This is a genomic window from Acinetobacter amyesii (assembly GCF_002018365.1).
Lineage (GTDB): Bacteria > Pseudomonadota > Gammaproteobacteria > Pseudomonadales > Moraxellaceae > Acinetobacter > Acinetobacter amyesii.
The window spans coordinates 514,763-536,444 of sequence record NZ_MVKX01000001.1 but is presented as its reverse complement, the minus strand read 5'-3'; the positions used below and the strand labels follow the sequence as shown (position 1 = coordinate 536,444).

The window sequence follows — 21,682 nt, the reverse complement described above, 5'->3', positions numbered from 1 at the left end:
ATTTGACCAACATTCTTGTTGTTATTGTCAACCATCAATCCGTGATGATTGTTTTATCTTAATGTGCAAATAAGCTGCTGTACAAGTTTTAAACGGTTTGTTTTGCTCATTATTGTGTAAGTGAAAAGCGTCAGAGAGTTAAATATTTGTTTTATTGCTAATTTATAAATGAAACAAGACATGAATTTTCAGTCATAAAAAAAGCCAGTTCGAAAACTGGCTTTTGCTGTTCTGTCTAAATTGAATTATTGACCAGAGCGGATGATGTAATCAAAAGCAGATAATGATGCTTTCGCGCCTTCACCTGTCGCAATGATGATTTGTTTGTATGGCACTGTTGTACAGTCACCAGCAGCAAATACACCTTTTACATTGGTTTCATTGCGCTCGTTAATTACGATCTCACCACGGTTTGAAAGTTCTACAGCTGTTTCTTTTAAGAAATCAGTGTTTGGTAACAAACCAATTTGTACGAAGATACCTGCCAATTCAATTGTTTTGATTTCATCTGTTGCACGGTCTTTGTAGTTCAATGCAGTCACTTGAGAACCATCACCGACCACTTCTGTAGACAATGCATTCATGATCACCGTGGTATTCGGTAAGCTGTTTAACTTATCTTGAAGGACTTGGTCAGCACGAAGCTTAGTATCAAACTCAACAAGCGTTACATGTTCCACAATACCAGCAAGGTCAATCGCTGCTTCGACACCTGAGTTACCACCACCGATCACCGCAACACGTTTACCTTTAAACAATGGACCGTCACAGTGTGGGCAGTATGCGACACCACGAGTACGGTATTCTTGTTCACCCGGAACGTTCATTTCTCTCCAGCGTGCACCTGTTGAAAGAATCACTGTTTTAGATTCAAGTTTTGCACCATTCTCTAAAGTTACTTCAACTAGACCATTGGCTGTTTGATCTGCACCTTTAATGTCAGATACACGTTGCAAGTTCATGATGTCCACACCGTACTCACGTACATGTGCTTCCATTTCAGCAGCAAACTTAGGACCTTGAGTCTTTTGAATCGACGTGAAGTTTTCAATGTCCATGGTATCCATCACCTGACCGCCCATGCGTTCAGCCACGATACCGGTTTTAATACCTTTACGTGCTGCATAGATTGCAGAAGTATTACCCGCAGGGCCGCCACCAATCACAAGGACATCAAATGCTTCTTTGGCATTTAGCTTTTCAGCATCTTTTGCTGCAGAGTTAGTGTCTAATTTGGCAATGATTTCTTCCAAGGTCATACGACCTTGACCGATATGGTTGCCGTCTTGGAAGACCATCGGTACAGCCATGATTTTGCGTTCTTCCACTTCGTCTTGGAAGAATGCACCATCAATCATGGTTGCAGTTGTACCAGGGTTATAGATCGCAATCAGGTTCAAAGCTTGAACCACGTCAGGACAGTTATGGCAGCTGAGTGATACGAACACATCAAAGTCAGTTTTAAGACCTAGACCTTTAATGGTATTCAGTACTTCGTCAGAAACTTTCGGTGCATAACCAGAGGTTTGTAACAATGCCAAGATCAAAGACGTGAACTCGTGGCCCATTGGTAGACCTGCGAAGAATACACGTGGTGTTTCACCTGCTTTTGCAATACCAAAGCTTGGCGCACGGCTGTTGTTACCGTCAAAACGTGCAGTCACTAAATCAGATAAAGCAGCAACTTCAGTTACCAATTCTTTAATTTTGTCTGATTTGTCAGTGCCGTTTAAAGTCGCGACGATTTCAATCGGGCCTTCAAGGCGTTCAAGTAAGGTTTTTAATTGAGCAGAAGTATTTTGATCTAACATTGCTAACGTCTCCAGAGGAGTAAATTTATTTGATGAGAGAATGATAGAACAAACCATTAAATAGATGAAACGGTTTGTTTTTATAAAATTAATCGGTTTTATAAATCAAATGATTAAATTTCTTTCTAAATCATAAGAATATACCGATGTGAATGCAGTCAATATTGGGCCATTACCGAGAAATGCAAGTTAAATAGTGGAAAAATAAACGAATTCATCGCACTTTAAGCGAGAGAATGCTAGAGTCAACGCTATCGTATTGAGAACTCTTTAGGGAAATGGCATGCAGGTCAAGCAAGGGATTTATCAGCATTATAAAGGTCAGTTGTATCAAGTTTTTCATGTTGCAACACATAGTGAAACGCGTGAAAAAGTTGTGGTCTACCAGTGCTTATATGACGACTATTCCATGTGGGTCAGACCATTAGAGATGTTTATGGAAACTGTTGAAATTGATGGTGAAGTGATTCCACGTTTTAAACTGATCCAAGAAACCCACTGAGCAGATATTTAGTACTTCAATTTATAAATATGAATGAAATAGCAAGGATAAAATCATGAGCATGGATGCAAATTTTAAAAACTATATGCAACAACTCTATGCAGACTTTAGCGCTCACGATGCTGCACAAAATCACCGACTTGCGCGTTACCGAAATATTGAGCCTGAGTCTGCACTGTTTTTGGCTATGCAAATTCGCTTAAAACAAGCCAAACAGATCTTGGAAATTGGAACATCTACAGGCTATTCCACGCTGTGGTTAGCTGATGCGGCACTGTCTACACAAGGGCGTGTCGAAACCATTGAAATTGATGCAGCGCGTATCGAACAAGCCAAACAACATGCGGAAAATTTAAGCTTAGCCAAATACATTGAATTTCATCATGGCGATGCACTGCATTTTTTACAGCAGTTAAATCAGCGTTATGACTTCATTTTATTGGATGCAGAACGTGATGCGTATATCGCGTATTGGCCATATTTAGCTGAATTGATACAAGCTCAAAGTGGCGTGTTAATCGTGGACAATGTGCTGTCACATGCCAATGAGGTCGCTGAATTTATCCAACGTGTTGAAGCGGATGATCGTTTTATCTGTACGACCTTAAATGTGGGTGCAGGGCTTTTTATGGTGACTTGGCGCAACTAAAAATCAGGGCATATAGCCCTGATTTGATCAAAAAATATTTTTAAATTAATAAAATACTGTTGCTATAGCACTGAGTTTGTAGCGGTTTAACCCTGTAAGCTTACTCGTGAAAAATGTAGATCATATTCTAAATATTTGTGGACAAATGCCGTTTTATCACTACATCGAAGTAAATTATCATAAATAAAAGGTGAAACTGGATAAAAGAGATCCCCAGAACCATTCGCATAAAATATTTTTAAGTAACGTGAAGAAGAACTGTATTTCCAAGAAGTTACAACAGTTGTTGTCATAAGCCACCCCCTTATTGCGTTGTTATAGTCATACTGCAGTTAAAGGTTTATCTCATTTGAAATTAAGACAAATTCAGGGCGTGGAGTATTGCAGAATTGTTAAAAAATAATGTTTTATCTCACATTTTTTTCATTTCTTTATCAACTAATTTGATAAAAATAATGCCAGTTCAGAGAAATGCCATAAGCGTCATTCTCGCTTGTTGGTGTCGGGGGAGTTAAAAACTACGGCATTGTTCTGATTTATTGCCTTTGACTTGGTTGTTGCTACCATTAATTGAGAACGCATTTTCAAGACAAATCAAATTACCTGAGATTTCATTATTATTTAGAACAATATTGCCATTATTTTTCTTTAATTTGAGGTCGCCTGAAATTTGGTTATTGAGGAGTTGGATGTTTTTCCCTGTCGTAAAATCGACATTGCCACTGATATTGTTATGATTGGCAATGATCTTGGTAAAATTTTTATTCGATTCAATATTGCCTTTGATGTGGTTGTCATGCAGTTCAACACTGGCACCATTTTCTAAAATAACATTGCCATGAACAATTAAACCTTCAAGCTGACAATTTTTTTTGACTTTTATATCTTCACGAATACTTTGGTTTTTAATTTCACCTTCGCAGTTCACGGCAGCAAATGTCGTAAACGAACATAAAATTAAACTGATCGAAACGAAATATTTTTTCATGGGCTTACATCTTCCTGAAATAAGCAATTGACCTAAAATTCATGTTAAAAATACTGAAATACCGACAAAGATGTAAGTCTAGACAATCAGGTTTGAGGCGCATTTTTATTATATTTGTGTAAGCTCTAACTTGATGAATATCTACAGATATGTGGAAAGTGCTAGAACGTTAAAGTTGTATGAATAAAGTGTGAACTGTGTAGGGTGTATAGAGGTACATACTCGCCAATAATAGACACAAAAAACCACGCTAAAAGCGTGGTTTTTGAATCAGTTCAATCTAATACAGATTAGATTTTACCAACTAGGTCGATTGAAGGAGCAAGAGTTGCGTCGCCTTCTTTCCATTTAGCTGGGCAAACTTCGCCTGGGTGAGCGTGTACGTATTGAGCTGCTTTAACTTTACGAAGAAGTTCTTGAGCATCACGACCGATACCACCAGCGTTGATTTCAACAATTTGGATTTTACCTTCAGGATCGATAACGAAAGTACCACGATCAGCAAGACCGTCAGCTTCGATTAATACGTCAAAGTTTTTAGCAAGAGTCCAGTTCGCATCACCAACCATTACGTATTGGATTTTTTTGATTTCTTCTGAAGAATCGTGCCAAGCTTTGTGAGTGAAATGAGTGTCAGTAGAAACTGAGTAGATTTCAACACCTAGTTTTTGGAATTCTGCATAGTTGTCAGCAAGGTCACCAAGTTCAGTTGGGCAAACGAAAGTGAAGTCAGCTGGGTAGAAGAATACAACAGACCATTTACCTTTAAGATCAGCTTCAGTTACTTCGATGAATTGACCATTTTGGAATGCAGTAGCTTTAAACGGTTTAACTTCAGTATTAATTAAGCTCATCATTGTCTCCATGATTGAGGTTTGTTTTTGATTTCCAATAGGGTACAGAAATTTTTCTTATTGCTGAAATAGTATTTTTACATAACTAATATCGGAAAATCCGAATTAATAGTGATTTACTCATTTCCCAATAGACCAGTATTTCATCTCATTTAACCGCAGTTGTGTGAGGATTAAATGACAGGAACTACCCTAAACGTCCTACACAGACATGAAGTCACACCCCTTAAAATTCAAGGGTGAAATTTAAAAAAAGTGATTTAAATTTTTCTATTGTTGATTCAATCCATCTTTAGGCATGCCGATTTGTACATCTGCGAAGCAGTTTTGTTCGTTCAATTAGGCGGATGAAGGGGGATATGGTGAATTCATCCTATTTTCAGATTTGAGTTCTAATTCGCACCACGCTAGTCGCGCCAGATAAATTCACTTCGGGTTTTTAATTGTTGCATTGGGAAATGCGATGAAACCGAGTAGAATATCGGGTTTCATGTAGTTGTAAGGCGTATTCTTGGTGGCGAAAGATTTAAATGTAGATCAGATGGTGATGGCTCGTGATGTTCACCGTTTAAATCGATTGCGTAAGGGAAAAGACGCCAACGAAAAGCAGCATGAAGAATTGTTTGAAAAGTCGAATGCGAAAGTGCGCGAACGGATTGCCCGCATCCCAAATATTAAATTAAATCAAGACTTACCTGTTACCCAGTATGCAGACAAACTGATTGACGCGATTCAAAAGCATCAAGTGATTATTGTGGCAGGTGAAACCGGTTCGGGTAAAACCACGCAGTTACCGCAAATTGCCATGCTTGCAGGTCGTGGTTTAACGGGTTTGATTGGTCATACTCAACCCCGTCGACTGGCTGCACGTAGCGTTTCGCAACGTATTGCCGAAGAAGTGGGCGAAAAGCTGGGGGAGTCGATCTCCTTTAAAGTTCGTTTCAATGAACAAGGTTCACAAGATTCTATCGTCCGTTTGATGACTGACGGTATTTTATTGGCTGAACTGGCCAATGACCGATTCTTAAATAAATACGACACGATTATTATCGATGAAGCGCATGAACGTTCGCTGAATATTGACTTCATCATGGGCTATCTCAAACAGCTCTTGCCTCGTCGTAAAGATCTCAAAGTTATCATTACCTCCGCGACATTAGACGTAAATCGCTTCTCGAATTACTTTAATGGGGCACCTATTTTTGAAGTCGAAGGTCGAAGCTTCCCTGTAGAGTTGCGTTATCGTCCGATTTCAGAGCTGAGCATTGTCGGCAGTGATGACGATGAATTTGACGATTTTGAAGAAAATTTACCCCGTGCCGTGGTTTCGGCCGTAGAAGAATGTTTTCAAGATGCGCAGGAAAAAGGTCATCCTGAACATGCGGACATTTTGATTTTTGCCAGCACCGAACAAGAAATTAGAGAATTACAAGAAACACTGCAAAAGTTTGGGCCAAGACATACCGAAGTTTTACCTTTATATGCACGATTGGCTTTGGCAGAACAGCAAAAGATCTTTAATCCATCGGGTGGTGGGCGACGTATTATTATTGCCACCAACGTGGCAGAAACGGCTTTAACTGTACCGAATATTCGCTACGTAATTGATAGTGGCTTTGCTCGGATATCCCGTTATAACTATCGTTCACGTGTACAGCGTCTACCGATTGAGGCTGTATCGCAGGCGGCAGCAAATCAGCGTAAAGGTCGTTGTGGTCGTATCGCTCCGGGTGTCTGTATTCGACTATATTCAGAAGAAGACTTTATGAGTCGTCCTGAATTTACCGAGCCTGAGATTAAACGAACCAACTTGGCCTCGGTTATTTTGCAAATGCAAAGTTTGGGCTTTGGTGAATTAGAAGACTTTGATTTTATTGAGCCGCCAGATCATCGTTTGGTGAATGATGGTCGTAAGCTGTTAATTGAATTAGGTGCTTTAAAAGAAAAATCGGCGTATGCATCGCCAGTTGCTTCGGATAGTCAAGCAAAACAAGGCACAAAACATGCGAATAATAAAAATGGTGCTTTAACCAAAATTGGTCAGCAAATGGCGAAAATGCCAATCGACCCGCGTCTTGCACGGATGATTTTGGGTGGGGCGCATTTTGGCGTATTAAATGAAGTCTTGATTATTGTCGCTGCTTTAGCGGTACAAGACCCACGTGAACGTCCTGCGGATAAACAAATGCAGGCCGATCAGAAACATGCTTTGTTCCGTGAGGCGGACTCAGATTTCTTGTTTTATATCAAGTTATGGGAAGCTTTGGTTGCTAACCGTGACATGAGTGAAAATAAGCGTCGAACCTTTGCACGCAACCATTTCCTCAGTTGGTTACGCCTCCGTGAGTGGAAAAAAACCCATGAGCAATTAGTGGATTTGGCTCAGGGCTTGAAACTGTCCTTTAATGAAAAGAAGGCCAATTATGAAAATCTGCACCGTGCGCTATTAACGGGTTTACTTTCATTTATTGCCAACAAAACCGATGAACGTAATGTGTTCATGGCAGTACGTCAGCAAAAGGCACGTATTTTCCCTGCATCAACCTTGCATAAAACCAATACACCTTGGGTCATGGCTTTTGAGATGGTTGAAACCTCTCAGGTTTATATTCGAACGTTGGCAAAAATTGAACCTGAATGGATTCTATTGGCTGCAGGCGATTTATTGAAGCATCATTATTTTGAACCTCATTGGTCAAAAAAATCTGGTGTAGTCAATGCCTATGACCAAATTTCTTTGTTTGGTTTGATTATTGAGCCACGTCGTCAAATAAATTATGAAAAAGTGGATCATCCTGCGGCGCATGAAATTTTCCTACGAGATGCGCTGACGACTGGGCATTTGGGTATTACGCCGCCGTTCTTAAAACACAATTTATTAAAACTCGAAGAAGTTGAGCGCGTTGAAGATAAACTGCGTCGTCGTGATTTGGTGGTGGATGAAGAAACCATTTACCAGTTTTATGCTGCTAAAGTGCCTGAAGAGGTGGCAAGCCGTCGTAGTTTTGAAGACTGGCGTGCAACGGTAGAACCACAAAATCCACGGCATCTATTTATCGATGATCATGCACTTTGGATGAATGACCGTCCAACGACCCAGCAATTTCCAGACTACCTACGCAATGGTGAACTGCGTTTGGCTGCAAGTTATCGTTTTGACCCAAGTCATGATGAAGATGGCGCAACGGTCAAAATTCCAGTTCAAGCTTTGCCGCAAGTGGATGAAAATATTTGGTCATGGGGCATACCTGGTTGGCGACAAGACCTGATTGAAGCCTTGCTTAAAGCATTGCCTAAGGATAAACGCCGTCACTTGGTGCCAATCCCAGATACGGCGCGTAAATTAATGGATCGTGTCGATGCCGTGCATTTGCGCGAGCATATTTTTAGTTTTTTGGCGTTCCAACTGCGTGGTGAGCAAATCACAGACAAAGACTTTTCTTGGGAACGTGTTGAGCAATATCTGCTGCCTTTAATCAAAGTCATTGATGAAAAAGGCCGTGTGATTGAGCAAGGTCGTGACCTAGATGAACTCAAAGCTCGCTGTCGTACTGAAACTCATAGCCCAGTCAAACAGTTAAAAGGTGAGTTTAAAACCTTCCCTGATAATTTTGTGTTCGAAGCATCACAAAAAGTCACGGGTGTGGTGGTGAAACAATACCAAGCGCTTGTTCCAGTCAAAGGCTTTGCAGAGTTGGATGCCAAAGACGAATCTGGCGTGGTGATTCAGACCTTCAATGACCAATTTGAAGCAGTCAAACAACACCGCGAAGGGATCATTCGTTTGGTTCATATGCAGCTGGGGGACTTAGTTCGTCAGTTGAAAAAACAGATTTCAAAGCCCTTGGCATTGGCTTATTCACCACTCGGTGACAAAGCAAAACTAGAGCAAATGTTAGTTTATGCCACACTTCAGCTTGCAATAAATGAGCTACCTGTCAATGTGCAGGAGTACCAAAACCTGATTTTAAATGTAAAGAAATCTTTCTTAACCCATGGGCAACAAGCATTAGCCGTTTTAACTGAAACCTATATTCAATGGCAGGATATACGTCGGAAATTGTTGGTTTTAGATGATTCTGTGTTTGGAAAGAACATTGATGACATTGAAGATCAACTCGATTTGATGCAACTTTCAGATTTTGTTTATGGCAAAACTTCCGATGTGTGGCTCGAATTTCCAAGATATTTGAAGGCATTAGTCTTGCGTTTAGACCGCTTGCCAAATAACCTACAAAGGGACAATTCTGCCATTGATCAAGTTGACCCATGGATGGAAAAATTATTTAAGTTTAAAAATGACACTCGCCTTAAAGAATTGTATTTCATGGTTGAGGAGTTACGCATCTCTATTTTCTCTCAACCAATGAAGACCAAGATGCCAATTTCTCCATCCCGCTTGCAAAAAGTATGGGATAAGCTCGGAATCAGTTAAGATATAGGTAATTTCTAAAAGGAGTTTTACATGGGCATCCGCATTACGGGTACAGGTCTTTATCATCCAGAAGACGTAATTACTAACGAAGAGTTAGTTGAAGCTTTAAATGCTTATGTGGAACAGTACAACAGCGACAATGCTGAAAAAATTGAAGCCGGTGAGCTAGAAGCGCGCCGTGGTTCAAGTGCAGAATTTATCGAAAAAGCGTCTGGCGTGAAAGCACGTTATGTTGCTGAAAAAAGCGGTATTTTAGATCCAAAACGTTTACGCCCAGTGTTACATGAACGTCCAAATGATGAAATTTCGCTACAAGCGGAATGGGGTGTTGCTGCGGCTAAACAAGCGATGGAAAATGCAGGCGTGACTGCAGAAGACATCGATGTAGTGATTTTGTCTTGTTCAAATATTCAACGTGCTTATCCTGCTGTAGCGATTGAGATCCAAACTGCATTGGGTATTCAGGGCTATGCCTATGACATGAACGTTGCATGTTCAGCTGCAACTTTTGGTATCAAGCAAGCTTATGACGCGATTAAATCAGGCGCTCGTCGCGTGTTATTGGTGAACGTTGAGATCACATCTGGTCATACAGATTTCCGTATGCGTGACTGCCACTTCATCTTTGGTGACGTTGCAACGGCTTCGATCATTGAAGAAACTGAAACCAAAGCTGGTTTTGAAGTGTTGGATATTGACCTGTTTACACAGTTCTCAAACAACATTCGTAACAACTTCGGTTACTTAAATATGAGTGAAGTCGATGCTGACATCGACAATAACCGTTTCCGTCAAGACGGTCGTAAAGTATTTAAAGAAGTATGTCCATTAGTGGCGAAAATGATCACTAAGCAATTGGATGACAACAAAATTGCGGCAACAGATGTAAAACGCTTTTGGTTACACCAAGCAAATGCCAGCATGAATGAATTGATTCTGAAACTGGTTGTGGGCAAAGAACATGCTCAGCCAGACCTTGTGCCAATTATTCTTGATGAATTTGCCAATACTTCATCAGCAGGTGTCATTATTGCATTGCACCGTACTGCGAATGAAGTAAACCATGGCGAGTACGGTGTACTTTGCTCATTTGGTGCAGGCTACTCAGTAGGTTCTGTACTTGTTCAAAAACATGATGCTGCCTAAGGTCAGCACATTTGCAGGTTGAACATGATGCAAAATGGATAAAGCGTTTAAGCGCTTTATCCCGCATGTATTTCACACCGACCTTTTTGGGTGCTGAATACATCGATGCATCTAAACCTGCAATGTATGTAGGGAATCACACAATTTACGGTGTACTCGATTCACCGGTGATTATTGATTATCTCTACAATGAACATAAAGTGGCTGTGGTCAGTATTGCTGATCATAGCCATTTTTATTTGCCCGGTTGGCGTGGCATGGTCAAAAAGTTCGGTGCAGTCCAAGGCATTCAGGACTATGTCAGAACAGTGATGCAACAAGGCTATTCCATTTTAGTTTTTCCCGGCGGCGGTCGAGAGGTATTGAAGCGAAAAGGGGAAGCCTATCAACTGATCTGGAAGCAACGTTATGGCTTTTTAAAACTGGCGCAAGAATTTAATTATGACATCGTGCCTTTTGCCGCTTTAGGTGGAGATGAAGTCTTTGAACTGGGTTTTGATGCCAGTGTGATCGTTGAACATCGTTGGTTCAAACAACTATTAAAAATACAAAAACTCGATAAATTATTACGTCATGGTGATGTGATTCCGTCTTTACCCAAACGTATTATCCCCAAGCGCATTCCGTTCTATTTTCAATTTTTACCCCGTCAAAGTTTGAGTCATATTCAGAGTGTGGAGGATTTAAAGCGTTATCGAGAGGCTCTACAACAAGATATTTACACTGCGATAGAACAGCTTAAAAAAATCCGTGCAGAACAACATTCTACAGATTAATAATAGTGACTACTCTTAAACTTCATCCATTTTTTATCCGTCACAGCTCAAAATTGTAGAGAATTTTGTCACAACAATAGCTTTTAGATTTTTTTTATTTAACGCCTTTGCATTGACCTTTTTAACAGCTATTTGGCCGATTAATGGCAGTAGTCGGAGCATTAAACTTTGACTATAGTGAAGGTTGAAAAGTAATCAATGATCGTTAGGGCGGAAGATGGAACAGAAAAGCTTGACCCCGCAGCTAGAGAATATTGCTCGGCAACATATTCGAATATCACCAATTTTAAAAAAGTTGTATCAAGAGCAAATGAATCTTGCTACGGCTCTAAATTCACAAAATATCTTTAAAATTGAGCAAGAGCAGCACCGCATTCAACTGTGTAATGGACTATGGACCTTACAGCTACAAAGTCGTGAATCAATTGGCTACCAGTTTCCAAGAAGTCCGTTTAGACCTATCAAAATTACTGAATTGCATTCGACAGTACCTTGTATTGAGGCAATAGAAGATTTCTTATTTCATGAATTGTATTTTTTTACTGGCGACCTAAAGCCGCAACATTCACTCTTGCTCAGAGAAAAAGCACAGCAATTTAGACATTTGATCTTACAGTCGATTTTTCAAAATCTAAATGGACCAGCGCGTGTTCGACAGTTTTTAGCACAGATGACAGCAGTTGAAGCGCAAATTTTTGATCAGCTGATGCAAGAGCAGCAGATTTATCAGACACCGCTATTACAAACGTATATCGAATGCCAAATCTGTCTACCACATTGGTTGATGCAAAAGATTGAGCAGATGTTTGCGCTTCATTCACTTACAGAAGCTGAAATATTGCCGATACAGCTCTTGATGGATAGTTTGGATGAGATTTGTTTTGCTACAGCACAATTTTTAGATCCGACAATATACAGGATTATGAGTTTGAGCTATGAAGATCGGTTCAATTTACAAGAATTAAATGAACACATAGAAGATATTATATTGTTGCTCGACCATGCATATGAGCGTCCCAATTTACTAGGTTTTATTCGTTTGATGCATCGGGATGTTTGGGCAGAGCAGGGCATATTAAGCCATAGTAATTTTGTGCAAACCACAGCAATTTGGCAAAAAAAATGTGGAAAACTCCCTTTACTTGATAACAACCGTGCAGTGCGATGGATGTTCAAGCAGTCAGTCGAAGTGTTGGATTGGCTGAGTCGTAATTTCCAACACAGTAATGTACGAGTGGCTGTGACGGCATTGAGTTTTGTCGATACGCAGCATATTCATCCCGCATTGATTCTTGCGACCTTACAACATTTTCAGTTTGTTGCTGCGCGTTTATTTATTCAAAATTGCCATGCGATTGCGTATGAACATGATTGGTTTAATCATGAAAAAAATCTACAGTTTGTTTTACAACGAAAATATCAGCAACATGATGATCACCGTGTTGTCATCAGCCCATCGATTTTGTATTTAGATGAATGGTTGATTTTAATGCGACAGGTTTTGGGTACAGAGGATCAGGCCATAAAAAAAGTCTATCTACCCTTGAGCCGTATTATGCTGGCCTATCTGCAGCATTTAATGCGTTGTACGCAGCATTTACCACAGGATTTGATGGATTTTATTCGTCCAGAAACCCAAGAAAATCGCCAGTTTTTAAATGTTTTACGACAACATAAAATTCAACTGCAGGATTTTCGAAATTTATTTTATTTAAAGCATGCCAATTTAAGAGTATCTGTATTTGATGCCTACGTGCGTGACTATGTCAGTGCGACTTATTCTACAGGTCATACAGTGCCTAAAAATATCACGTGGAATGGGGTCTTTCATCAGGCAGTGCATTGGCATGCCAAGCAACAAAAGCAGGAAGTGTTAACTCAATTAAAGCGTGAATTTGCGACAACGGTCTGGCAGCCGTTTACAACTGACGACAAGATCTATTTTCAAGATTGGGTCTTTGAGGAATTAAAAACCATTGATCGAATCATTGATGAATCTATTCACTTTCGACATTGTTTAGCATCAAGTTATAGTGCCAGCATCATTGCAGGGGCGTATGTGGCTTTTCATATGTACCATCCCATTTTGCATGTATCCATGACTTTGGGTTGTCATGTGCAAAACCAGATTTTGGTTTTTGATCAACTCGAGTATTCAAATAATACCCAAGCAGAAATAGAAAAAGTAAATATCGCCAAAGAATTTTTAAATGGGTTCAATAGCTTAAAGTAAGATTGGCGAAATACGGATTTAGTAAACTATGTTGTGCGCTTAACTTTTGAGTCAAAAATCGTTAGGCTATAGCCGTTCTTTTACGGTATAGGTCTTATGAAACAAGAAACTGCACTCAAGCTGCTTAAAGCAGGCGAAAATGTGTTTTTAACAGGTTCGGCTGGTGCAGGTAAAACTTATACTTTAAATCAGTACATCAATTATCTGAAAGCACGCAAAGTGCCAGTGGCAATTACGGCTTCTACAGGGATTGCTGCAACCCATATGAATGGTATGACGATTCATACATGGGCAGGAATTGGTATTAAAGATGCAATTTCCGAAGATGAGTTAAAGCGCTTAAAAGAACGTAAATATTTAAAAGAGCATTTGGAAAATGCCCAAGTTTTAATTATCGATGAAATTTCGATGCTACATGCCAAGCAATTAAATTTGGTCAATAAAGTTTTAAAATTTTTTAAAGACAGTGAAGACGCTTTTGGGGGAATCCAAGTCATAGTTGCTGGTGACTTCTTCCAGTTACCGCCTGTGGGACGTAAAGGTGAATTAAACCGTGATAAGTTTTGCTTTATGTCTGAAGCATGGGTAGAAGCGAAGTTTCGCGTGTGTTATTTGACCGAACAACATCGTCAGGGCAATGACTATCTGAATGATATTTTAAATGCGATTCGTGCTCAGCAAATTACGGGTGATCATTTACATGCTTTAGGGCAAACCCGTGCGCAAAATATTGGTGAAACCTTTACGCGTCTGTATACCCATAATATGGATGTGGACAGTATTAACTATAAGCATCTAAATGAAATTAAACAAGAATCTCGCCAGTTTGATGCGCAATGTGATGGTAATGACAAACTGATTGAAACCTTAAAATCATCAGTGCGTGCGCCGGAAACTTTGACCTTAAAGAAAAATGCCAAAGTGATGTTTGTAAAAAACAACTTTGATGTGGGCTATATCAATGGCAGCCTTGGTGAAGTTATAGGTTTTGAAGAAGATGATGAATATGGCATTTTGCCTAAAGTAAAACTCACTGATGGCACAACCTTGGTGGTCGAACCTGAAACATGGTCTGTCGATAATGATGATGGTAAAACCATTGCCAGTTTCCAACAAATTCCACTGCGTTTGGCCTGGGCGATCACCATTCACAAATCTCAAGGGATGACCCTTGCAGCGGCAGAAATTAACTTGACCCATACTTTTGAGAAAGGTCAGGGTTATGTGGCATTGTCGCGTTTAAAAACATTAGATGGTTTGCGTTTACTTGGTTTTAATGAACAAGCCTTAGAACTCGACAGTTTGGCGATTAAAGCCGATCGACGTTTTCAGGAACTTTCTGATGAAGCGGAAACCAATTTTGCAGAGGCCGATTTAACCGTACAACATAAAGCCTTTATTCGTCACTGTGGCGGAACGCTGAATGAAGTGGAAATCGAGCGCAATGAAAAGAAAATTGCCAAAACTGGTGCAAAACAAAGCTTTGCCACAGCGACTTTAGATCAAACTCGTGAATTGTTTGAAGAAGGTTATGAAATTCAAGATATTGCAGTGGAGCGTGGTTTAACACCAGCTACTATTATTAATCATTTGGCTCGTCTGCAAAAAGAGCAAGGTTTAGATATCTCGGTGGCACATCCGGGAGAAGACGTGGTTGAGCAGGTGCGTAAAATCTATAAACGTTTGGCGAAACGACAAGACCCAGCACATTATAATGATGACGGCACGGTTAAGCTGCGCCCAATTGTGGAGTTGACCAGTCCACGCATGGGATATGACCAAGTTCGTTTGGCTTTATTATTTGTGGAATAACCCTTTCATTCATTTTGGAATGTAGACTTTTTAAAGCCAGATTGATCGATCTGGCTTTTTTAATAAGTGGGCATTGTGTTTATTTTCATCCTTTACATCTGCTTAAAAACGATGAATTGGTGATTAAAGTTCCAAATAAAACTCAAAATGAATAAAACTTAATAAAATAATGATAAGATGAGTTTAATTCATTAATGCTTTGCGAAAACTATTCGATTGCAAAGTTGCTCCCAAGTTTAGTTGAGAACATTCATGTTGGAATTACGCCATCTCAAAACCTTATTGGCACTCAGAGAACACGGTTCTTTGGTCGCTGCATCTAATGATCTGTGTTTAACGCCTTCTGCACTTTCACACCAGTTGAAAGAACTCGATCATTGGTATGGGGTAGAGGTGGTGAACCGACGCACACGTCCTGTGACCTTTTCGAATGTTGGGCAACGTTTACTACGCCTTGCCGATGACATTTTGCCGCAAGTTCAAATTGCGCAATCGGACATTACACGTATTGTGCATGGTCAAACCGGCCGAATTATTTTTTCTTCTGAATGTCATAGTTGTTTTGATTGGCTGATGCCGTTATTGAATGTCTACCGTCAGCAATACCCCGATGTAGATTTAGACTTTGCATCTGGCTTTGAAGCCAATCCGCATGAACTATTACAAACGGGCGAGTTTGATCTTCTGATTACGGCAGACCCAATCAATTTAAAAGGTGTGGAATATTTCCCTATCTTTGAATATGAGTCTCGTTTGGTATTGTCCAATACACATCCATTGGTTCGTGCGACAAATGTGACTGTTCAAGAATTAGCAGAAGAAACGCTGATTACCTATCCGGTCGATAAACATCGTTTAGATATCATGGCGAAATTATTTTTACCGGCCAATATTCAGCCTAAACATGTCCGTACTACAGATTTGACCCAGATGCTGATTCAGTTGGTTGCAAGCGGTCGTGGTATCGCGGCGTTACCTGATTGGGTCGTGAATGAATATGAGCAAAAAGGTTGGGTGACCTCTCGACGCTTAGATTGTGTTTCACCTGAAGGTTTAAGACGAACTTTGTACGCCGGCTATCGTACAGAAGAGGCTGAAAAAAGCTATTTTGAAGGCTTCCTAAAACAGTTGGCGAAATTCTCACAAAAACGCAATCAATATTATTCCAACTAAGGAGGATCTATGACACAGAGTCTTTTTGTATACGGGACATTACGTCTAGGTCAGCCTAATGCACACGTGATGGAGCGTATTGGTGGCGAGTGGAAGAAAGGTGTAGTTTGGGGTGAATTAGAACATAAAGGCTGGGGCGCGGCGATGGGTAGTCCGGGCATTCGTTTATCGAAGGCAGGTCAAGCCATTGAAGGCTATGTTTTTATCTCTGAAAATTTAGCAGCACATTGGGCGGCTTTAGATGAATTTGAAGGGGCTGAATACCAACGTGTGGCTGTAGATGTACAATTGGAAGGCGGAGAATGGATGCAGAGTGAAATTTACGCCTTGAAATAATATCCAGTGGAGGGTCGTGAAATACGTGGGTCATCTATACATCATGACTTTCCCCAACCTTCGAAATATGTATCGATGATTCTGCATGCTCTGTTGTTTCCTTGAGTGCATTTTTTTTAAAGAGCAATATTTGAAAGAGTTGTATCTAAAGTGCTTGAATGCACAGAAATCACTTTAAGATTGCTATACAAGTGGATGAATAATTTTTAGAATTGAGCTGTATCTCACACTGAAACCTGTTTGAGCTCAATCATGCCGAATAATATAGAACCCTCACCAACTCAACTCATGTCTGTGATTCAAACGCAGACAGCAATTGCCAAACTGGGTTTAGATCTAAATGCAGTGATGACCGTAGTGGCAGAACAGGCGCAGCAGATTACACATGCCAAAGGTGCAGTTGTAGAGTTGGCTGAAGATGGTGATATGGTCTATCGTGCAGTGTCTGGTGGGGCGAGTCATTTACTGGGTTTAAGACTACATATTGAAAATAGCTTATCAGGTCTATGTATTGCGCAGAAACAAACACTGTATTGCCAAGATTCGGAAACAGATGCACGGGTAGATCGCGTGGCATGTCGACGTGTCGGGTTGCGTTCGATGGCTGTGGTGCCATTGATTCACTGTGATGAAGGTGTTGGTGTTTTAAAGATTTACTCTGATCAAGTCGATGCCTTTCAGGAAGCTGACTTACATATATTGAGTTTGATGTCTGAGTTGATCGCTGCGGCGATGTACCATGCGACACGTTTCGGTGCGACAGAGTTATATAAATTGGCGACTCAAGATAGCTTAACCGGCTTAGCCAATCGGGCTTTGTTTGTCGATTTTTTACGACAAGGGATAGAAAAAGCTCGCGCGCAGAAAAAAGTATTGGGCATATTGATGATTGATATGGATGGTCTAAAGCCGATCAATGATCAGTTTGGACATCGCATTGGGGATGCTGCACTGAAAGAAATTGCACAGCGCATTTTGCGTGAAACACGTCAAGATGACTTGGTCGCACGCTTGGGTGGTGATGAGTTTGCTGTGATCTTAACCAATATTGCCAACTTAGAACGTGCGCAAACGGCGATGAATCGAATCGCAGAAAGTTGCGGACTGCCATTTGCATTTGAGCAAATGAGCTTGAAAATTGGTGCCAGTATTGGCATGGCTTTATTTCCAGAAGATGCACAATCCATCGATCAATTGGTGGAAATGGCAGATTTGAAAATGTACGCCAATAAGCGTGAGCGGAAACAAGTTAATATTGAATAACTAATTGAAAATTAATCTAACGTTATTTGTTTTTTGACTGATTTGAATATTTTGAATGGTTATGCTGAGCGCTATTGCATGGCGAAAAGAGCATGACAATTCAATGAAAGGGATGTCAAAAGATTTATTCATTATTGCAGCAGGTTTTATTGCAGCAATGCATATCGGGAAACTACCGCCCGCAATACCTGTATTACAACAGCAACTCGGCATTAGCTTTATTCAGTCTGGTTTATTGCTCTCATTGGTACAGGGTGCAGGAATGTGCTTTGCATTGTTGATTGGCAGTTATATCCAAAAAATTGGATTTAAGCTGTGTATTTTACTGGGCTTAAGTTTATTGACGATTGCAAGTACATGGGGGAGTTTTGCACAAAGCTTTGATGTTTTGTTGCTGCTGCGTGTCATAGAAGGATTTGGCTTCTTATTGGTGACTCTCACAGGGCCTGCATTTATCCGTCAGCTAGTACCGCTACAACACATCAGCGCGAAGATGGGGCTGTGGAGTGCTTATATGGGCGGAGGTATGGGAATTGCCTTATTAGTGGCGCCATTTCTAATTGCTCAATATGGTTGGAGCGTAGTTTGGCTCAGTTTCGCTATGGTTACTGCGGCATTATTGCTCTGTATCGCCATGTTTATTCCTCAGCCTAATGTGGCACTCAATACCACACCTGTTATTGGTCTCATTAGGGATACTCTTAAACATCCAGCAGCATGGCTTTTGGCGCTCATTTTTGGGACATATGCAGGGCAGTGGTTTGCATTGGTGGGTTTCTTACCGATGATTTATGCACAAAACCAAATTTCAGCAGAATTGGCAGGCGCTTTAACAGCCAGTGTTGCCGTTGCCAATGCAGTAGGCACATGGGGGTGTGGACTGCTATTACAGCGTGGTTTTCAAGCTAAAACTTTAGTCCAACTGGGTTTTGCCGTCTTGATCATTTGCTCCTTAGGATTTTATCTCTTTAAAGACGCGTTACCGTTTTTATTGCATTATTTAACGGTGTTCAGTTTTTCGCTTTTTGGTGGCTTAGTTGCTGCGACGGTCTTTGCGCAAGCACTGCATTTTGCACCTTATCCTGCGGCAATTAGTACGACGGTCGGCATGATTTTACAATGTTCTGCAATTTCCCAATTTGTTCTGCCACCTGTGATTGCCTCTGTAGTTTCTCATACTGGAGCGTGGTTTTGGGCGGGTATCTTGATGTCAGCGTTGTCATTCGTTGGAGTCATGCTCAGTCGGCGATTATTTCAAATGCAGCATGGCTCAAATTAAAATTTTGTTAAACCTCTAGGGCAACAACGGCCTTATTGCTTAATCCCAATCAGTAGCGACAAGATGCCTGCTGCAATGAGTGGGCCGACGGGTACACCACGTAGCATCGCAACACCTGCGACTGTCCCAATCAGTAGTCCGGCAACCACATCTGGCTGATTCGACATCAGTTTGACTCCGCGACCGCCTAACCAAGCAACAAAGACGCCAATGGCGATCGCGACGAGGGATTTCCAACTTAAAAAGGATTTTAATATCGAATCGCCGGGTATTTTCCCACTAGCGATCGGCGTGAGTACGCCAATGGTTAAAATAATAATGCCAATGTTTAAGCCATATTGTTGCAGATAGGGGAAAAATTCACTCAAAGGCGTGATGCGGAAAACAATCAAGACACCTGCTGCAATGGTGATCGCTGTATTGTGGCTAAAGATGCCACAAGCCAATAACACCAATAACACGATCAGATTTAAATCCAACTGAGACATAGGATATTCGTGAGAAACTTCAATAAATAATCAATAGTGTAGCGCAGAAACATTAAAAACTGGCGTTCAAGATCATTTCCGCTATTTTTCCTGCAAGTTGGCTCGTGGTTCAGTATAAAATAGCACTATATGGTGTTTATTAGGTTGTTCTATGTTTTTGGAAAAAATGCTGCAATCACAAGGTTTTGGTTCGCGTAAATATTGCCAACAGTTGATTAAAAATGGTGCGGTCGAAATACGCGGTGAGATTGTAGATAATCCAAAGCATAAACTGGACTTGAATGAATTAACTTACAGTGTGTATGGTCAGGACTATGTCTATCGTGAGCATGTTTACATTGCGTTAAATAAACCCCAAGGTTATGAATGTTCGCATCAGGCAACCCATCATTTTAGTGTTTTTGAATTATTTGATGATGTGCTGTTAAATCGTGGTCTGCAATGCGTCGGGCGACTGGATCAAGACACCACTGGACTGTTGCTGCTCACGGATGATGGTCAATATCTACAAGCGCTTACACACCCTAAAAAGCATGTTGCCAAAGTGTATTCGATGCATACCGCAGATCCTGTGACACCTGAGCAAATACAACAATTAGAACAAGGCGTGGAGCTTCGAAACGAAAAAGGCATCTTCGCTGCAACCGATGTACAGCTATTGGCTTCACAGCAATTACAAATGACTGTCCATCAAGGGGTATATCATCAAGTGAAGCGGATGTTGGCGGCTGTCGGTAATAAAGTTGAAACTTTACATCGTGCTCAAATTGGACAATTAAAGCTTGAAGATATTGCTGAAGGTGAATGGATCTATTTGAATGCAGCGCAAATTGAACAATCGAAATTTCGTGAAAATCTAAATCCACAGTAATAGGTACAGGGCTTTGATACTTCATCATTTGAAGGATGAATGTGCGGTATTAAAGCCCTAAGTATGACTGCTAATTATTTATTTAAAGATGCGTTTTTCAACATGCGTTGTTGATGTATTTTAAAGTTGAGTAATGCATTAACGAATAAAGTAATGATAGGTTTGAAATTCATCATCTTTAATGAAGCCCATCGATTCATAAAGCTGATGGGAGTGATAGTTATTTTTTTGAGTTTCGAGGCTGATTCGAAGCGCGCCTTCATGTTGAGCAAAGAGAACCGCAGTATCGATCAATTGTTTGGCTGAACCCTGACGACGATATACAGGGCTAACATAGACATCATCTAAAATATAGTAGGTTGAACAAGCCACAGATGAAAAGCCCAAATACAGTAAGATAAACCCAGTAATCACATCATCTTTTAAGCAAATAAAAATAACGCTTTCATTATTTTCAAAACGTTGTTTTAGGAATTTATATGAGATATCGAGATTAGAAGAGGTGCCATAAAATTGGCGATATTCATCAAATAAAACAGCAAGTGGATGAAGGTCTGCTTCAGTTGCGCGTCGAACAATCATTTTTTCTATACTCCATGCTATTTTTATCAGTCTTGCATGAAGCATATCGAATTTTCGAAATTGGTTGATTTATAAATTGTTTATAAATGCGACAGTGTTAAGTTTTGTCACCTTCACCCAAAATTGCATTGAGTTCTTCAAACAAGTCGAGATGATCATCATCTAATAATGGATCATTATTTAAAATTTCTAATTCCGCAGGGCTAATTTCAGTGGTTGAAATGGCTTGGGCTTCTTGTTGTTTTAATTTGCGTAACTTAATCAATTGTTCAATATTGATATTTTGGTTTTCAATAGAGAAGGGGATTGATTTGGTTAAAACAACTTGTTTAAAGAATAGACGTACAGCCTGTGCAGGTGTAATGCCTAATTGTTTAAACACGGCAAAGGCCTGTTTCTTTTCCTGTGAATCGAGGCGGATTTGGTAGACTTCAGTTTTTCTCATATTCTTAGAAAGCTTTAAAATACTTAACTTTTCGCATTT

General features: G+C 40.3%; 19 protein-coding genes. 12 read left to right on the top strand and 7 right to left on the bottom strand.

Going from position 1 to position 21,682, the window contains the following annotated elements; genetic code table 11:
- Nucleotides 1-245 precede the first annotated feature (245 nt).
- Nucleotides 246-1,811, bottom strand: coding sequence for an alkyl hydroperoxide reductase subunit F (ahpF, locus tag B1202_RS02650; protein WP_078189029.1), 1,566 nt, complete (start codon nucleotides 1,809-1,811; stop codon nucleotides 246-248).
- Nucleotides 1,812-2,094: 283 nt separating this feature from the next.
- Here ahpF and B1202_RS02645 point away from each other — a divergent pair, with 283 nt between their 5' ends.
- Together B1202_RS02645 and B1202_RS02640 are read left to right on the top strand one after the other, a co-directional pair.
- Nucleotides 2,095-2,313, top strand: coding sequence for a DUF1653 domain-containing protein (locus B1202_RS02645; RefSeq protein ID WP_078189028.1), 219 nt, complete (start codon nucleotides 2,095-2,097; stop codon nucleotides 2,311-2,313).
- Between the two features lie 55 nt (nucleotides 2,314-2,368).
- Entirely contained in the window at nucleotides 2,369-2,962 is a 594-nt protein-coding gene (locus B1202_RS02640) for an O-methyltransferase (protein WP_078189027.1), read from the top strand.
- Nucleotides 2,963-3,048: 86 nt separating this feature from the next.
- Here B1202_RS02640 and B1202_RS02635 read toward each other — a convergent pair whose 3' ends face one another.
- The 3 genes from B1202_RS02635 to ahpC form a co-directional block, all read right to left on the bottom strand.
- A complete protein-coding gene (locus B1202_RS02635) occupies nucleotides 3,049-3,255 on the bottom strand; it encodes a KTSC domain-containing protein (RefSeq protein WP_078189026.1) in 207 nt (68 codons plus the stop codon).
- 218 nt (nucleotides 3,256-3,473) lie between these two features.
- Nucleotides 3,474-3,950 carry a hypothetical protein gene (locus B1202_RS02630; RefSeq protein WP_078189025.1) on the bottom strand — a complete coding sequence of 159 codons (477 nt, stop codon included), beginning with the start codon at nucleotides 3,948-3,950 and terminating at the stop codon, nucleotides 3,474-3,476.
- Nucleotides 3,951-4,240: 290 nt separating this feature from the next.
- On the bottom strand, nucleotides 4,241-4,804 hold the full coding sequence (gene ahpC / locus B1202_RS02625) for an alkyl hydroperoxide reductase subunit C (protein WP_005097370.1): 564 nt from the start codon (nucleotides 4,802-4,804) through the stop codon (nucleotides 4,241-4,243).
- A 514-nt stretch (nucleotides 4,805-5,318) separates the two neighbouring features.
- Between ahpC and hrpA the strand changes: the two genes are divergently transcribed.
- From hrpA to B1202_RS02580, 9 genes are all read left to right on the top strand, one after another.
- Nucleotides 5,319-9,239 carry an ATP-dependent RNA helicase HrpA gene (hrpA, locus tag B1202_RS02620; RefSeq protein WP_143221556.1) on the top strand — a complete coding sequence of 1,307 codons (3,921 nt, stop codon included), beginning with the start codon at nucleotides 5,319-5,321 and terminating at the stop codon, nucleotides 9,237-9,239.
- A 30-nt stretch (nucleotides 9,240-9,269) separates the two neighbouring features.
- Nucleotides 9,270-10,385 (top strand): beta-ketoacyl-ACP synthase III, encoded by a 1,116-nt coding sequence (locus B1202_RS02615; RefSeq protein WP_078189024.1) that lies wholly within the window; start codon nucleotides 9,270-9,272, stop codon nucleotides 10,383-10,385.
- A gap of 11 nt (nucleotides 10,386-10,396) precedes the next feature.
- A complete protein-coding gene (locus B1202_RS02610) occupies nucleotides 10,397-11,161 on the top strand; it encodes a 1-acyl-sn-glycerol-3-phosphate acyltransferase (protein ID WP_078189023.1) in 765 nt (254 codons plus the stop codon).
- Between the two features lie 217 nt (nucleotides 11,162-11,378).
- Nucleotides 11,379-13,394, top strand: a complete 2,016-nt coding sequence (locus B1202_RS02605) for a hypothetical protein (RefSeq protein WP_078189022.1) — start codon at nucleotides 11,379-11,381, stop codon at nucleotides 13,392-13,394.
- Nucleotides 13,395-13,490: 96 nt separating this feature from the next.
- Nucleotides 13,491-15,206 carry an AAA family ATPase gene (locus B1202_RS02600; RefSeq protein WP_078189021.1) on the top strand — a complete coding sequence of 572 codons (1,716 nt, stop codon included), beginning with the start codon at nucleotides 13,491-13,493 and terminating at the stop codon, nucleotides 15,204-15,206.
- A 252-nt stretch (nucleotides 15,207-15,458) separates the two neighbouring features.
- On the top strand, nucleotides 15,459-16,379 hold the full coding sequence (locus B1202_RS02595) for a LysR family transcriptional regulator (protein ID WP_078189020.1): 921 nt from the start codon (nucleotides 15,459-15,461) through the stop codon (nucleotides 16,377-16,379).
- 9 nt (nucleotides 16,380-16,388) lie between these two features.
- Nucleotides 16,389-16,715 carry a gamma-glutamylcyclotransferase family protein gene (locus B1202_RS02590; protein WP_078189019.1) on the top strand — a complete coding sequence of 109 codons (327 nt, stop codon included), beginning with the start codon at nucleotides 16,389-16,391 and terminating at the stop codon, nucleotides 16,713-16,715.
- Nucleotides 16,716-16,967: 252 nt separating this feature from the next.
- A complete protein-coding gene (locus B1202_RS02585) occupies nucleotides 16,968-17,978 on the top strand; it encodes a sensor domain-containing diguanylate cyclase (RefSeq protein WP_078189018.1) in 1,011 nt (336 codons plus the stop codon).
- Nucleotides 17,979-18,090: 112 nt separating this feature from the next.
- Entirely contained in the window at nucleotides 18,091-19,257 is a 1,167-nt protein-coding gene (locus B1202_RS02580) for a CynX/NimT family MFS transporter (protein WP_228145119.1), read from the top strand.
- Between the two features lie 32 nt (nucleotides 19,258-19,289).
- Here the strand turns inward: B1202_RS02580 and B1202_RS02575 are convergent, their stop codons facing one another.
- Nucleotides 19,290-19,745, bottom strand: coding sequence for a DUF441 domain-containing protein (locus B1202_RS02575; protein WP_078189017.1), 456 nt, complete (start codon nucleotides 19,743-19,745; stop codon nucleotides 19,290-19,292).
- A gap of 151 nt (nucleotides 19,746-19,896) precedes the next feature.
- Between B1202_RS02575 and B1202_RS02570 the strand changes: the two genes are divergently transcribed.
- Nucleotides 19,897-20,616, top strand: a complete 720-nt coding sequence (locus B1202_RS02570) for a pseudouridine synthase (protein ID WP_078189016.1) — start codon at nucleotides 19,897-19,899, stop codon at nucleotides 20,614-20,616.
- Nucleotides 20,617-20,754: 138 nt separating this feature from the next.
- On the opposite strand, the gene B1202_RS02565 is transcribed toward B1202_RS02570, so the two are convergent.
- Nucleotides 20,755-21,198, bottom strand: coding sequence for a GNAT family N-acetyltransferase (locus B1202_RS02565; protein WP_078189015.1), 444 nt, complete (start codon nucleotides 21,196-21,198; stop codon nucleotides 20,755-20,757).
- A gap of 97 nt (nucleotides 21,199-21,295) precedes the next feature.
- Nucleotides 21,296-21,643 (bottom strand): type II toxin-antitoxin system RelB/DinJ family antitoxin, encoded by a 348-nt coding sequence (locus tag B1202_RS02560; RefSeq protein WP_078189014.1) that lies wholly within the window; start codon nucleotides 21,641-21,643, stop codon nucleotides 21,296-21,298.
- Nucleotides 21,644-21,682: the final 39 nt, after the last annotated feature.

Coding starts and splice junctions, on each gene's coding strand:
- B1202_RS02595 (WP_078189020.1), top strand. CDS start 15,459: ATGTTGGAATTACGCCATCTCAAAACCTTATTGGCACTCAGAGAACAC.
- B1202_RS02630 (WP_078189025.1), bottom strand. CDS start 3,950: ATGAAAAAATATTTCGTTTCGATCAGTTTAATTTTATGTTCGTTTACG.
- B1202_RS02585 (WP_078189018.1), top strand. CDS start 16,968: ATGCCGAATAATATAGAACCCTCACCAACTCAACTCATGTCTGTGATT.
- ahpF (WP_078189029.1), bottom strand. CDS start 1,811: ATGTTAGATCAAAATACTTCTGCTCAATTAAAAACCTTACTTGAACGC.
- B1202_RS02575 (WP_078189017.1), bottom strand. CDS start 19,745: ATGTCTCAGTTGGATTTAAATCTGATCGTGTTATTGGTGTTATTGGCT.
- B1202_RS02570 (WP_078189016.1), top strand. CDS start 19,897: ATGTTTTTGGAAAAAATGCTGCAATCACAAGGTTTTGGTTCGCGTAAA.
- B1202_RS02580 (WP_228145119.1), top strand. CDS start 18,091: ATGTCAAAAGATTTATTCATTATTGCAGCAGGTTTTATTGCAGCAATG.
- B1202_RS02560 (WP_078189014.1), bottom strand. CDS start 21,643: ATGAGAAAAACTGAAGTCTACCAAATCCGCCTCGATTCACAGGAAAAG.
- B1202_RS02645 (WP_078189028.1), top strand. CDS start 2,095: ATGCAGGTCAAGCAAGGGATTTATCAGCATTATAAAGGTCAGTTGTAT.
- B1202_RS02605 (WP_078189022.1), top strand. CDS start 11,379: ATGGAACAGAAAAGCTTGACCCCGCAGCTAGAGAATATTGCTCGGCAA.
- B1202_RS02565 (WP_078189015.1), bottom strand. CDS start 21,198: ATGATTGTTCGACGCGCAACTGAAGCAGACCTTCATCCACTTGCTGTT.
- B1202_RS02600 (WP_078189021.1), top strand. CDS start 13,491: ATGAAACAAGAAACTGCACTCAAGCTGCTTAAAGCAGGCGAAAATGTG.
- B1202_RS02590 (WP_078189019.1), top strand. CDS start 16,389: ATGACACAGAGTCTTTTTGTATACGGGACATTACGTCTAGGTCAGCCT.
- B1202_RS02635 (WP_078189026.1), bottom strand. CDS start 3,255: ATGACAACAACTGTTGTAACTTCTTGGAAATACAGTTCTTCTTCACGT.
- ahpC (WP_005097370.1), bottom strand. CDS start 4,804: ATGAGCTTAATTAATACTGAAGTTAAACCGTTTAAAGCTACTGCATTC.
- B1202_RS02615 (WP_078189024.1), top strand. CDS start 9,270: ATGGGCATCCGCATTACGGGTACAGGTCTTTATCATCCAGAAGACGTA.
- B1202_RS02640 (WP_078189027.1), top strand. CDS start 2,369: ATGAGCATGGATGCAAATTTTAAAAACTATATGCAACAACTCTATGCA.